The 12902-nt window shown below is 73.2% G+C and carries 15 protein-coding genes; 5 read left to right on the top strand and 10 right to left on the bottom strand.

The genetic code is table 11. The features are described from left to right. Positions 1-32 precede the first annotated feature (32 nt). Together ABZV31_RS14695 and ABZV31_RS14690 are read left to right on the top strand one after the other, a co-directional pair. Positions 33-1820, top strand: coding sequence for a glycoside hydrolase family 15 protein (locus ABZV31_RS14695; RefSeq protein WP_355892916.1), 1788 nt, complete (start codon positions 33-35; stop codon positions 1818-1820). A 5-nt stretch (positions 1821-1825) separates the two neighbouring features. Next, the gene (locus ABZV31_RS14690; RefSeq protein WP_355892913.1) at positions 1826-2581 is read left to right on the top strand and encodes an SDR family oxidoreductase; all 756 of its coding nucleotides are present in this window, start codon (positions 1826-1828) and stop codon (positions 2579-2581) included. 96 nt (positions 2582-2677) lie between these two features. On the opposite strand, the gene amaP is transcribed toward ABZV31_RS14690, so the two are convergent. From amaP to ABZV31_RS14665, 5 genes are all read right to left on the bottom strand, one after another. Continuing rightward, the gene (amaP, locus tag ABZV31_RS14685) at positions 2678-3265 is read right to left on the bottom strand and encodes an alkaline shock response membrane anchor protein AmaP (protein ID WP_355892910.1); all 588 of its coding nucleotides are present in this window, start codon (positions 3263-3265) and stop codon (positions 2678-2680) included. Continuing rightward, the gene (locus tag ABZV31_RS14680; RefSeq protein ID WP_355892907.1) at positions 3262-3939 is read right to left on the bottom strand and encodes a DUF6286 domain-containing protein; all 678 of its coding nucleotides are present in this window, start codon (positions 3937-3939) and stop codon (positions 3262-3264) included. Before ABZV31_RS14680 ends, amaP begins: the two co-directional genes overlap by 4 nt. Next, on the bottom strand, positions 3936-4319 hold the full coding sequence (locus tag ABZV31_RS14675) for a hypothetical protein (protein ID WP_355892904.1): 384 nt from the start codon (positions 4317-4319) through the stop codon (positions 3936-3938). The genes ABZV31_RS14680 and ABZV31_RS14675 overlap by 4 nt, the downstream gene beginning before the upstream one ends. Then, on the bottom strand, positions 4316-4501 hold the full coding sequence (locus ABZV31_RS14670; protein ID WP_355892901.1) for a hypothetical protein: 186 nt from the start codon (positions 4499-4501) through the stop codon (positions 4316-4318). Before ABZV31_RS14670 ends, ABZV31_RS14675 begins: the two co-directional genes overlap by 4 nt. Before the next feature lie 133 nt (positions 4502-4634). Beyond that, entirely contained in the window at positions 4635-5132 is a 498-nt protein-coding gene (locus tag ABZV31_RS14665) for an Asp23/Gls24 family envelope stress response protein (protein WP_355892898.1), read from the bottom strand. A gap of 86 nt (positions 5133-5218) precedes the next feature. Between ABZV31_RS14665 and ABZV31_RS14660 the strand changes: the two genes are divergently transcribed. Next, a complete protein-coding gene (locus ABZV31_RS14660) occupies positions 5219-5968 on the top strand; it encodes a nucleopolyhedrovirus P10 family protein (protein WP_355892895.1) in 750 nt (249 codons plus the stop codon). Positions 5969-5972: 4 nt separating this feature from the next. On the opposite strand, the gene ABZV31_RS14655 is transcribed toward ABZV31_RS14660, so the two are convergent. From ABZV31_RS14655 to ABZV31_RS14645, 3 genes are all read right to left on the bottom strand, one after another. Then, entirely contained in the window at positions 5973-6776 is an 804-nt protein-coding gene (locus ABZV31_RS14655) for an enoyl-CoA hydratase/isomerase family protein (protein ID WP_355892892.1), read from the bottom strand. Positions 6777-6906: 130 nt separating this feature from the next. Further along, positions 6907-7128, bottom strand: coding sequence for a helix-turn-helix domain-containing protein (locus ABZV31_RS14650; protein ID WP_053128672.1), 222 nt, complete (start codon positions 7126-7128; stop codon positions 6907-6909). 374 nt (positions 7129-7502) lie between these two features. Next, on the bottom strand, positions 7503-9101 hold the full coding sequence (locus ABZV31_RS14645; RefSeq protein ID WP_355892889.1) for an ABC-F family ATP-binding cassette domain-containing protein: 1599 nt from the start codon (positions 9099-9101) through the stop codon (positions 7503-7505). A 79-nt stretch (positions 9102-9180) separates the two neighbouring features. Between ABZV31_RS14645 and ABZV31_RS14640 the strand changes: the two genes are divergently transcribed. Further along, positions 9181-9360 carry a hypothetical protein gene (locus tag ABZV31_RS14640; RefSeq protein WP_355892886.1) on the top strand — a complete coding sequence of 60 codons (180 nt, stop codon included), beginning with the start codon at positions 9181-9183 and terminating at the stop codon, positions 9358-9360. A gap of 75 nt (positions 9361-9435) precedes the next feature. Continuing rightward, positions 9436-9849, top strand: coding sequence for a VOC family protein (locus ABZV31_RS14635; protein WP_355892883.1), 414 nt, complete (start codon positions 9436-9438; stop codon positions 9847-9849). A gap of 82 nt (positions 9850-9931) precedes the next feature. Here ABZV31_RS14635 and ABZV31_RS14630 read toward each other — a convergent pair whose 3' ends face one another. Further along, positions 9932-11371 (bottom strand): hypothetical protein, encoded by a 1440-nt coding sequence (locus ABZV31_RS14630; RefSeq protein WP_355892880.1) that lies wholly within the window; start codon positions 11369-11371, stop codon positions 9932-9934. A gap of 171 nt (positions 11372-11542) precedes the next feature. Next, complete coding sequence (locus tag ABZV31_RS14625) at positions 11543-12670, bottom strand: alpha/beta fold hydrolase (RefSeq protein ID WP_355892877.1); 1128 nt, start codon at positions 12668-12670, stop codon at positions 11543-11545. Positions 12671-12902 lie beyond the last annotated feature (232 nt).

Here is a 12902-nt window from a genome sequence, read left to right as displayed (position 1 = left end):
GCCCCCTCGGTTGGCCGGGAATCCGGACATCCGTGCACCCGCGGATCGAGGACTACGCGCTCATCGGTGACGAGCAGACCGCCGCCCTGGTGGGCAGGGACGGTTCCGTCGACTGGCTGTGCCTGCCCCGCTTCGACTCCGGCGCCTGCTTCGCCAGGCTGCTCGGCGACGAGGAGAACGGCCACTGGCGCATCGCCCCCAAGGGCGCCACCGGCCCCTGCACCCGCCGCGCCTACCGCCCGGACACCCTCGTCCTCGACACCGAGTGGGACACCCCGGAGGGGTCCGTACGCGTCACCGACCTGATGCCGCAACGCGACCGCGCCCCCGACCTCGTACGGATCGTGGAGGGTCTGAGCGGCCGGGTGACCGTCCGCAGCACGCTGCGGCTGCGCTTCGACTACGGCTCGATCGTCCCGTGGATGCGCAGGTCCGACGGCCACCGGGTCGCCGTCGCCGGACCGGACTCGGCGTGGCTGCGCTCGGAGCCCGCGGTGCGCACCTGGGGCGAGGACTTCGGCACGCATGCGGAGTTCACCGTGACCGAGGGCGAGAAGGTGGCCTTTGTCCTGACCTGGCACCCCTCGCACCAGCCGCGCCCGCCGCTGGTCGACCCCTACGAGGCCCTGGCGCACAGCGTCGAGGACTGGCAGGTCTGGGCGTCCCGCTGCCGTTACGACGGCCCGCACCGGGACGCCGTCGTCCGCTCCCTGATCACCCTCAAGGCGCTCACCTACGCGCCCACCGGCGGCATCGTCGCCGCCCCCACCACCTCCCTGCCCGAGGAGCCGGGCGGCGTGCGCAACTGGGACTACCGCTACTGCTGGCTGCGCGACTCGACCCTCACCCTGGGCGCGCTGCTGACGGCCGGCTACCTCGAGGAGGCCGAGGCGTGGCGGAACTGGCTGCTGCGCGCGGTCGCGGGCAACCCGGCGGACCTGCAGATCATGTACGGCCTGGCGGGCGAGCGGCGGCTTCCGGAGTACGAGCTGGCGTGGCTGTCCGGCTTCGCCGGCTCGGCGCCCGTACGCATCGGCAACGACGCCGTGGAGCAGTTCCAGCTCGACGTGTACGGCGAGGTCATGGACTCGCTGTCGCTGGCCCGGCACTCGGGCCTGTCGGCCAAGCCGCACATGTGGGCCCTGCAGTGCGCGCTGATGGAGTTCCTGCGGACGGCGTGGCGGCAGCCGGACGAAGGGCTGTGGGAGGTGCGCGGCGGACGACGTCACTTCGTGCACTCGAAGGTGATGGTATGGGTGGCCGCCGACCGCGCCGTGCGCACGCTGGAGGAGAACCCGACGCTGCGCGGCGACCTGGACGGCTGGCGCGCGCTGCGCGACGAGGTGCACCGCGAGGTGTGCGAGAAGGGCTACGACCCCGAGCGGAACACCTTCACGCAGTCCTACGGCTCGCGGGAGCTGGACGCCGCCCTGTTGCTCATCCCGCGCGTCGGCTTCCTGCCGCCGGACGATCCGCGCGTGATCGGCACCATCGACGCGGTCCGCGCGGAGCTGGGCGAGGGCGGTTTCCTGCGCCGCTACAGCGCCGACGGGACGACCGTCGACGGGCTGCCGGGCGCCGAGGGCACCTTCCTGGTGTGCTCGTTCTGGCTCGCGGACGCGCTGCACATGACGGGCCGTACGGAGGGAGCGCGGGAGCTGTTCGAACGGCTGGTGGGCCTCGCCAACGACGTGGGGCTGCTGTCCGAGGAGTACGACGCGGTGTCCGGTCGGCAGCTGGGCAACTTCCCGCAGGCGTTCAGCCACATCGGCCTGGTGCACACCGCCCTCGCCCTGTACGGGGGCGACCGGGCAGGATAGGAGCCATGGATCTTGGACTTAAGGACCGGGTGTACGTCGTCACAGGGGCCACGCGCGGGCTGGGCAACGCCGCCGCGCGCGAGCTCGTCGCCGACGGGGCGAAGGTGGTCATCACGGGGCGGGACGAGAAGCGGGTCGCCGACGCGGCGGCCGAGCTGGGCACGAACGCCGTCGGTGTGGCCGTGGACAACGCGGACGCGGAGGCCCCCGCCCGGCTGATCGCGACCGCGCGCGAGCACTTCAGCAGCTTCGACGGCGTCCTCGTCAGCGTCGGCGGTCCGCCGCCCGGCTTCGTCGCCGACAACACCGACGAGCAGTGGCGGGCGGCGTTCGAGTCGGTGTTCCTGGGTGCGGTGCGGGTCGCTCGCGCGGCCGCCGCGGAGCTGGAGGCGGGCGGCGTCATCGGGTTCGTGCTGTCCGGCTCGGTGTACGAACCGATACCGGGGCTGACCATCTCCAACGGCCTACGGCCGGGTCTCGCCGGCTTCGCCAAGTCCCTCGCGGACGAGCTGGGGCCGCGCGGCATCCGTGTCGTCGGTCTGCTCCCGGCCCGCATCGACACGGATCGCGCGCGCGAGCTGGACGGGCTGTCCGCCGATCCGGAGGCGACCCGGGCGGCCAACGAGTCCCGCATTCCGCTCCGCCGCTACGGCACTCCGGAGGAGTTCGGGCGAACGGCTGCGTTCCTGCTGTCGCCGGCCGCGTCGTATCTGACGGGGATCATGGTGCCGGTGGATGGTGGGGCCCGGCACGGGTTCTGAGTTCTCGCGGGGTCGAGGCCGACGGGCCTCTGCGGGCCGGTGGGGCTGATCGCACAGTTCCCCGCGCCCTCAACCGTGTCGCCCAGCACCTCGCCGTCAACTCACCCGTTCCGCCCGGTGCTTGACCCCGCGCAGCCGCACCTCCGTCGGCAGCGCCTCGAGGGCCGCCGAGTCCCGTGCGTGCGCCAGGGCCCGGGTGGTCAGGTCATGCAGCGCGGTCCCGGGGTCCACGTGCGGCTCGAGCAGGAGCCGCACGTGGGTCGCGGGGGCGTCACGGCGGCCGGTCAGGCGGACCTGGGCCCGCTCGACACCGTCCAGCCCCTCCGCATCGCCGGCCAGTGCGCCTTCCAGGGCCCGGCCCCGCAGCAGCGCGTGCTCGCCGTCGCCGGTGTTCACCAGCACCTCGGCCAGCCGGCGCCGGCGCAGCACGGCGGTCAGCCACCACAGGGCGAGCAGCACGAGGACGGCCAGCGCGGCGAGGACCGTCGGCCACCACCAGCCGGCGTCCCGCCACCGCGTCCGCTCGGCGACGCTGAGCAGCACGTCGTGCCGCCCGTCGTGGATCCACCACGAGGGTGGCCGCACCCCCAGTCCGACGGCGAGCACGGAGCCGCCGAGCAGGGCCAGCACCAGTCCGACGACGGCGATCAGTACGCGGTTGACGACCCTGATCACGGCCCTCACCCCTGCCGTCCGGGTCGCGCGACGTGCACCGACAGCGCGGGCGGCCGGGCCAGCCCCAGTCCCCTGATCGCGTCGGCGAGCACGGCGTCCAGGTCGGCGCGCACGTCGTCGAGTTCCCGGAAGTGCGTGACCGCCCGCACGTCGGCCGTTCTCCGGCGCAGCCGTACGCGTACCGACTGCACGCCGGCGATCTCCATGGCCCGGTCGCGCAGCACCAGGGCGGCCGCCTCCCGGTACAGCCCCGCCCGGACGTCGGGGTGCGTGCGCCGCATCGGCAGCAGGTCCCGCAGCCCGGGGGTGACCGCGAGCACGACCAGCCACAGGCCGAGGACCGCGGTGACGCCGGCGCCGACCAGCACCCAGGTGTCGTCCAGGGGCCGTTCGGCCAGCTGCCGGGCCAGCTCCCGGCGCCAGCGCAGGGCGGGCCGGTGGGCGCGCACGGCCGCGACGTCGTACAGGAACGCCCCCGCGGCGAGCAGGAGCAGCAGCGCGACGATGCCCGCGGGGACCCGGCGCGCGGACCAGAAGCGGCCGCTGCCGCCGTCCTCGCCGTCGAGGACGGGCGGGGGTTCGTGTGCCGCCGCCGACGCCGACTGGCCGAGTGCGTCGTCGGTCGCCTTCTCAATGACCGGTAGGGGCCGGGTGGTGCTCTCGGTACCCCGGGGCTCGCTCATGGCGTCCTCCCGTGTGCCGCGCCGTGTGCCGCTGCCAGGTGCAGCCGCTCCACCCGGACGGCGACCTCCGGCACCTGCATTCCCACCAACGCGCCTACCCGCTCGACCACTCGGCGACGCACCTCGCGGCACCGGGCACCGATGTCGCACGGGTACGCGAGGTCGAGGTGGACCCGGACGTGCGCGGCGTCGCGGTGCACGACGACCGTGGCGTGCGGCGGCGCGGCGTCCGGCGGCAGCACCCCGAGCGCCTCGCGCGCCGCCTGCTCGGCGATCTTCGCGACGACGCGGTCGGCGATCCGGGTCGCGCCGCGCTCGCCCGGTGCGACGGCGGCCGGGGATCTGCGGAGCTCACCGGCTCCGCCGCTCACGGAGGTCACCGCCGGCGGTTGTCACGCGGACGGAACAAGTCGCCGAGGTCCAGGTCCCCCTCCAGGAACCGGCCGACGACAAAGCCGACGGCGCCCAAAGCCGCCACCAGCAGGAAGGCGCCGAACCCGCCGAAGTATCCGGCGAAGCCCAGTGCCATGCCGGCGATCATGCCGACCACAGCCATGCTCATCGTGTGCTCCTCAGCTCCTCAGCCGTCCCTCGGCCGTCCGTCAATCGTCCCTCGGCCGTCCGGTGCTCCGGTCGCCTTCGGTCGTTCGGTGCTCCGGTCGCCTTCGGTCGTTCGGTGCTCCGGTCGCCGGGCGTCACTGGATCCGCGGCTCCGGCTCCTCGTCCTCTTCCTCCGGCAGCTTCACGTCACTGACAGCGATGTTGACCTCGACGACCTCGAGTCCCGTCATCCGCTCCACGGCCGCGATCACGTTCTCCCGGACGGCATGCGCCACGTCCGCGATCGACACGCCGTAGTCGACGACGATGTCCAGATCGAGCGCGGTCTGCACCTCACCGACCTCGGCCTTCACTCCCCGGGTCACCGACTTCGAACCGCCCGGCACCCGGTCCCGTACGGCCCCGAAGGTCCGCGACAGCCCGCTGCCCATGGCGTGCACCCCGAGCACGTCACGCGCGGCCAGCCCGGCGATCTTCTCCACGACACCGTCGGCGATGGTGGTCCGGCCTCGCTTGGCGGGATCTCCTCCGCCGCGCCTGGTCGGCTGGGCCCTGCGCGTGCCGGGTGTGTCCGGCACGTCCGTCTCACCCTCGGGGGTCCTCGTCCGGTTCTGCTCCGTCATGTCGGTCATCGCCGTACGTCCCTTCGGTCGTCGTCCCCCAGCCACCGTAAGGCCGCCGCCGCGATCGCGCGCCAAGGATGCGGCAGGCTGGAGCAATGACGGCAGACGGGTGGACCCGGACAGTTCGGCACCAGTTGGCGCTCGGCAGGCTCCTGCCCCTGGGCGGCCCGCACGATGCCGCGTGGATCGCGGAGCGCGCGGCGGAGGCGGTGCTGCGGCGCGCGGCGCAGGACGTGCCGGGGGTGCGGCTGGGCGCGCTCCGCGTCGCCCTGGCCGACCCGGAGAACGGCCAGGCCCCCGTCGTACCGCCACCGCCGAGTGCTCTGCCGCCCGGTCCCCTGCGCGTGTCCGCGGACCTCGCGGCGACGGCCGTCGAGCCGCTGCCGACGACGGCGGCCCGCCTGCGTGGCACCCTGGCGGCGGCCGCGGCGGAGGCCCTCGGCCTGACGGTCACCGACATCGACCTACGGGTGACGGCCCTGCTGGACGAGGCAGCGGAACCCGTACCCGTCCCCGTGCGGCCGCCTCAACCGCCGACGGCCGAAGAGGCGGCCGCGGACGCCGGAGCAACGGCCGCGGACGCCGACGAAACCCGTGTGGCCGCGGTCGTGCTCGCCGTCCCCGGGGTGATGCGTCTGACGGGCGCGCTCGGCGGCCTGGGCCGGGCGGTGCACATCGAAGAGCGGCAGCAGGAGAACGCCCTGCCGCGCCGCCATGTCCGCGTGGAGGTGGCGGTGCGCACGGACCACCGGGCTCTGGACGTGACCCGGGAGATCCGGACGGCCGTGGCCGAGGCGCTGACGGATCACCCGACCGTGGCCGTACTGGTCACGACGGTGGGCTGACGGCTCATTCGCCGACGCCGGCCAGGTCCCGCAACCGCCGGGCCTGGGCCTGGCGTTCGGCGGCACGCTGCTCCTCGTACGAGCGTCCCTGGACGCCGCGCAGCAGCGCCTTGGTCTCGATCACGGCGTTCCGGGGCGCGGCCAGGATCGCCGAGGTCAGGTCCCGTACCGCTCCGTCGAGCTGGTCCAGGGGCACGGCGAGGTTCGCCAGCCCCGTGCTCACCGCCTCCTCGGCGGTCACGAACCGCCCGGTCACGCAGATTTCCAGCGCGCGGGCGTAGCCGACCAGCCCCACCAGCGGATGCGTACCGGTGAGGTCCGGTACCAGCCCCAGGCTGGTCTCGCGCATGGCGAACTGCACGTCGTCGGCGACGACGCGCAGATCGCAGGCGAGCGCCAGCTGGAAGCCCGCCCCGATGGCGTGCCCCTGGACCGCGGCGACGGACACGATGTCGCTGCGCCGCCACCAGGTGAACGCCTCCTGGTACTCGGCGATGGTCGCGTCCAGCTCGGCGTCGCTGCCGCGCGCGAGGTCGATGAACGACGGCTCGCCGTCGAAGCCCTCGGGCGTGAACGCCTGCCGGTCGAGCCCGGCCGAGAAGGACTTGCCCTCGGCGCGCAGCAGCACGACGCGGACGGAGCCCGGCAGCAGCCGCCCGGCCTCGGCGAGCGCCCGCCACAGGGCGGGGCTCTGCGCGTTGCGCTTGGCCGGGTTGGTCAGCGTCACCGTGGCGATCGCGTCGTCGACGGTGAGCCGTACGCCGTCCTTGTCGAGTACCGGATCGAGGTCGTGCTCGGGCGAAGCCATGGGGCGCCTCCGATGAGTGCGGTCATCCTGGATGCCGTACGAGGGCATCCTCAAGTGACTGCACAGTAACCACCCGGCCGATCGGTCGACCGACCGGGTGGCCATCGTCGAAGCCGATGGCCACCCGCGGTCAGGCCGTCGTGGCCTTCTTGCCCCGCGTCGCCCCGCCACGCCCACGGAGCGTGACGCCCGACTCGCTGAGCATCCGGTGCACGAATCCATACGAGCGGCCGGTTTCCTCGGCCAACGCCCGAATGCTCGCACCGGCGTCGTACTTTTTCTTCAGGTCTGCCGCGAGCTTGTCGCGCGCGGCGCCGGTCACCCGGCTGCCCTTCTTCAGAGTCTCGGCCACCCGTGCCTCCTCATGGGAAGTGCGCTCTGGTCCCCTCATGATCACCCCTCCGGGGCGTGATGGCCACCCATTCGGCAAGGTCCGTGAGACATGGTTGTGACGACAGGAGCGCATCCCCACATGCGGAATCCATCCCTCCACACGGCGGCATCCGTACCGCCGAACGGGTTCTTCCGCGAAGTACCAGGTCAGGGACGTACCACGGCCGAGCCCTTGGCGGATAAGGGCTCGGCCGGGAAATCGATGTAGGACACACCTCGGTACGAGGAGATCTCACTCAGATGATGGATCACGGATCGGCCGAATGATCCATACGCAGTGGATCACTCCTTCGATCAAGCGGTGCTGACCGCCGTGCCGGGCGCCGGGAGTGCTCAGGCGAGGGCGACGAGGTCCGCGTAGTCGGCTCCCCACAGGTCCTCGACACCGTCGGGCAGCAGGATGATCCGCTCCGGCTGCAGCGCCTCGACCGCGCCCTCGTCGTGCGTGACCAGGACGACCGCGCCCTTGTAGGTGCGCAGCGCGCCGAGGATCTCCTCGCGGCTGGCGGGGTCGAGGTTGTTGGTCGGCTCGTCGAGGAGCAGCACGTTCGCCGAGGAGACGACGAGCGTGGCGAGGGCGAGGCGGGTCTTCTCGCCGCCGGAGAGGACGCCGGCCGGCTTGTCGACGTCGTCGCCGGAGAACAGGAAGGAGCCCAGCACCTTGCGGATCTCGACGAGGTCCATGTCGGGGGCCGCCGAGCGCATGTTCTCCAGGACCGTGCGGTCGGGGTCCAGGGTCTCGTGCTCCTGCGCGTAGTAACCCAGCTTGAGGCCGTGACCGGGCACGACCATGCCGGTGTCCGGCTGCTCGACGCCCGCGAGCAGCCGCAGCAGGGTGGTCTTGCCGGCACCGTTGAGGCCGAGGATGACGACCCGGGATCCCTTGTCGATGGCCAGGTCGACGTCGGTGAAGATCTCCAGCGAGCCGTACGACTTCGACAGTCCCTCGGCCATCAGCGGGGTCCTGCCGCAGGGCGCGGGCTCCGGGAAGCGGAGCTTGGCGACCTTGTCGGACTGCCGGACGTCCTCCAGGCCGGCCAGCAGGCGCTCGGCGCGGCGGGCCATGTTCTGCGCGGCGACCGTCTTGGTGGCCTTGGCGCGCATCTTGTCGGCCTGGGCGTTGAGCGCGGCGGCCTTCTTCTCGGCGTTGGCCCGCTCCCGCTTGCGGCGCTTCTCGTCGGCCTCGCGCTGCTGCTGGTAGAGCTTCCAGCCCATGTTGTAGATGTCGATCGTGGCGCGGTTGGCGTCCAGGTAGAACACCTTGTTGACAACCGTCTCGACCAGGTCGACGTCGTGCGAGATGACGATGAAGCCGCCGCGGTAGGTCTTCAGGTAGTCCCGCAGCCAGACGATCGAGTCCGCGTCGAGGTGGTTCGTCGGCTCGTCCAGCAGGAGGGTGTCCGCGTCGGAGAAGAGGATGCGGGCGAGCTCGATACGGCGGCGCTGACCGCCGGAGAGTGTGTGCAGGGGCTGGCCGAGCACCCGGTCGGGCAGGTTCAGGGCGGCGGCGATGGTGGCGGCCTCGGCCTCGGCGGCGTACCCGCCCTTGGTGAGGAACTCCGTCTCCTGCCGCTCGTACTGCTTGAGCGCCTTCTCGCGGGTGGCGCCCTTGCCGGTGGCGATGCGCTGCTCGTTCTCGCGCATCTTGCGGATCAGGACGTCGAGGCCCCGCGCGGAGAGGATGCGGTCGCGGGCGAGCACATCGAGGTCGCCGGTGCGCGGGTCCTGCGGGAGGTAGCCGACCTCGCCGGAGCGGGTGACGGTGCCCGCGGCCGGGATGCCCTCGCCGGCCAGGACCTTGGTGAGGGTGGTCTTGCCGGCGCCGTTGCGGCCGACCAGGCCGATGCGGTCGCCCTTGGCGACGCGGAAGGTGGCGTTCTCGATGAGGATGCGGGCACCGGCGCGCAGCTCGATGCCGGAAGCGGAGATCACGGACAGACTCCAGGGCGGGTGGGTGGCGGGATGGGCGGCTGAGGACGTTCCCGCCGTCTAATGCGCGAGGAGAATGGCCATGGAGACCAGTCTAACGGGGCCGTGCAAGCGCTTTTTCAGCGTCCGCGTGTTCACCCTGTTCACCCTGTTCGACCTGTTCGGCCTGTTCGACCTGTTCGACCTGTTCGGCCTGTTCGGCCTGTTCGGCCTGCGCCCGTGCCGGAGAGCGGGGCGTTGTCAGTGGCGACTGCAAGACTGACGGACTGAGCGGCGGGCCGGAGTTTCGGCACGTACCGACTCACGGACGGCACCGACTCACAGGGGAGTGATCGGCATGGCAGGTACGGGCGGCGGGCGTCCGAGCATCTACCCCACGCTGCTGTACGCGGACGCCAAGGCGGCCATCAAGCAGCTCACCGAGGCCTTTGGCTTCACGGAGCTGTCGGCGTACGAGGGCGAGGACGGCCTCGTACAGCACGCCGAACTGGTGCAGGGCAACGGCGCGGTGATGCTCGGCTCGAAGGGTCGCGGCGGCCGCTTCGACGAGGCGATGCGGGGCGCGGGCCCGACGGGGGTGTACATCGTCGTGGACGACGTGGACGCCCACTACCAGCGGGCGGTGGACCACGGCGCGGAGATCCTGATGCCCCCGACGGACCAGGACTACGGCTCGCGGGACTACATGGCCCGGGACGTCGAGGGCAACGTCTGGAGCTTCGGCACGTACGCCCCTCAGACAGGGGCCTGAGCTCGGGAGGGCCGAGCTCAGGAGGCCTGAGCTCGGGAAGCCTGAGCTCAGGAAGCCTCGGCCTCGGACGGGACCGAGCCCTCTAGCTGCCCCCGGTGTGCACCTGGAAGGCCGCTCGGCGCACGGCCTTGGCCAGCGCCGGGTCGGGGTGCGCGGCGGCGAGCGCGACCAGCACCTGCACGGTGCGGGGATGACCGACGGCGCGCACCTCGTCGAGCAGCGCGGGGACGGTGGGCTGCACCGCGGACTCCAGGTGCCGGACGAGCATCGGGGCCTCGCCGTGGTCGGCGACGGCGGCGGCGGTGTCCACCCACAGCCACGTGGCCTCCTCCCGGGTGAGGACCTCGTGGGCGTCCTCCGGGCCGATGCCGTCGTGCTCGGCCAGCCACAGCAGGGCGTACGGCCGCAGGGTCGGCTCGTCGAGCACGGCCCGCACGTCGGGCTCGGCGGGGGCGCCGACGACGCGCAGTGCCTCGAAGGCTAGGCCGCGCAGCAGGGCGTCCTCGCCGCGGGCGGCGTCGAGGAGTTCGGTGACGGCGCTGCCGACGGGGCGGGCGGCGAGCCAGGCGCGGTACTCGGCGCGGGCCGCGTTCGGACGCAGCTGGGCGCAGCCGCGGAGCATGTCCTCGGCCGCCTGCTCGATGTTCCCGGCGGGGCTCTGGGCGGCGACGCAGATCTGCTCCAGCTTGACCCAGACCGCCCAGCTGCCGAGCGGGGTGAGCGTGGCCTGCCCGTCGCCGTAGGTGAGGGCACCCACGGAGGCGAGGGCGCTCAGGGCCCAGTCGAGGAGGGGAGCGAGCGAGGTGTCCTCGGCGGGTTCCGGGGCGGTGTCGGCGGGGGTGCCCGGCACCGGGGACGTGGGCCTCGCGGGCTCGGGCTGCGGGCCGTAGGGGACTTCGCAGCGTTCGGTGCGCAGTTCGGTGACCCGCTGCTGGAGGAGGTCGAGGAGTTGCTCCACGGGGACGGGGCCGGCGGACAGTTGGAGGAAGGAGAGCACCTGCGGCATGGCCGAGACGACCTCGGCGACGGCGGCGTGCTCGTGGCCGGCGGGCTCCGGGCAGGCAAGCGACCAGGCGTCGAAGAGAGCGACCCAGCCGCGCAGGACGGCGCTGTCGTCGCGGTCCCAGGCGCGCAGCCGCCAGCCGGGGCGGGCGCGGTCGCCGTGCACCTCGACCAGGCCGGCGAGGCGGGCGGTGTCCCAGTCGGCGCGGACCTGAGCGACGGTCAGGCCCAACTCGCGGGCGGCCCGTTCGGCGGTCGCGTCGGACAGGGTGGCCTTGCCGTCGGCGGTCGCGCCGGCCCGGCCGGGGCCGAGGGCGGCGTCGGCCCAGCGGGCGACGCGGGCCGCCCCGGCCAGGCGGGAGCGCGCCATTCTGGCCAGCTCCGCGGGTGCCGGGGTGCCCTCGGGAGGGCGCGGTGCGGGGCGGTGCGAGCGCCGCTGGTTCACGGTTCGGGGGGCGGCGGCCAGGGGTCGCGGGCGGACGAGTCGAAGCCTGGAGTCGCGCGGGATACGGGACGTCACGGGTGCAGTCTTCCGGTTGACGGTCCGAAAACCCAAACGGAATGTCACGGCGGGCGACGGGGATGGCCAACGCACCGGGTCTGGCGGGCCCCGGAGGCGTGATCAGGCCACTGGTGCGCCCTTGAACGGAACCGGTGGACGACGGTTCGCCTCCGGGCCGTCGCCCCGCGGTCACATCAACGGGGTGAGGAAGCGCCGCAAGGCCTCCTCGTAGGCGTCCGGGTCGGCGTTCCACATCGCCCCGTGCGGAGCGTTCGCAACCGTGCGAAAAGCGACCAGGTCGGGCCGGCGGTCGGCGAGGCGGCGGGACAGCTGCCAGGGCGCCACCCTGTCGTCCGGGCCGTGGAGGATCAGCGTCGGCACCGTGAGCCGCGCGGGGTCGGCCGCGTCGGCGAGGCGGTCGCCGTACAGTCCCGTGCGCCCCTGCGCGGCGCGCACCGCGAGCGGCAGCAGGGCACCCGGCGTGTGGCGCGCCGCCGCCAGTGCCCGCAGCGTCGTTTCCCAGCTGAGGACCGGGGAGTCCAGCACCAGCCCGGAGATGCGGTCGCGCAGCCCGGAGTGGGCGGCGGCGTGCAGGGCCATGGTGGCGCCGGTGGACCAGCCGTGCAGGACGACCCGCTGGGCGCCGTAGCGCACGGCGTAGCGGATGGCCGCGTCCAGGTCGCGCCACTCCGTCTCGCCGAGGTGGTTCAGGCCGTCCGGGGAGCGGGGCGCACCGAGGTCGCCGCGGTAGGCGAGGTCCAGCACGGGGAAGCGGCGACGGTGGAGGAACCCCATGACGTTCATGGGGTGTTCGCGGGTGGTGCCCAGGCCGTGCACCGTGATCACCCAGGTGTCGCGGACGCCGGGCACGAACCACGCGGGCAGGGCGCCGAGTTCGCCCGGGATGTCAACGTCGGCGTGGTCGAGGCCGAGCGCGGACTTCGGGTTGCCGATGTGCACGTTCGGGGTGAGCCAGACCTTGTCGCCGGAGCGCAGGGTGCCGTGGGTGACGCGTTCCAGGCGGCGTACCACGGTGTCGGGGGGGTGCGGGGCGGTCTGCAGGACGGGGCCGACGATCGCGTGGGAGCCGTTGCCGGACAGGCCGTAGGTGCCGGGCCGCAGGGAGGCCAGGTCCCTGGTGAGCGTGATCTGGCCCGCCGCCGTGCCGTGCACGGTGAGCCGGGGCTCGGTGGGCAGGGGCCGGCCCGGGGGCGCCTTGAGCGCGGCGTCACTGGCGAGCCGGCCGGCGACGACGCTCGCCGCGCCGGCCGCCAGGGCCACGGTGACGGCCGCGGCCGTCGCTTTGACTGTGCGCACGGAACCAGTGTCCTGGAGCATCCGGCCACCGGCCAGCGGGAGGAAGGGTCGGGGTGACATGTCCCGACGAGTTCCGGGAAGAGCCGTCTTCACCCCTGCGCCCGCTGCCACGTGGCGCACCACCGCCACCTATCCCGCGCTGCCCGTGGCGCACCACCGCCACCTATCCCGCTGCCCGTGGCGCACCACCGCCACCTATCCCGCTGCCCGTGGCGCACCACACCACCTATCC

The sequence above is a fragment of the Streptomyces sp. NPDC005202 genome, from assembly GCF_040608235.1.
Classification (GTDB): domain Bacteria; phylum Actinomycetota; class Actinomycetes; order Streptomycetales; family Streptomycetaceae; genus Streptomyces.
The sequence above is the reverse complement of the archived record's forward strand: the minus strand, read 5'-3'. Positions and strand labels throughout refer to the sequence as shown.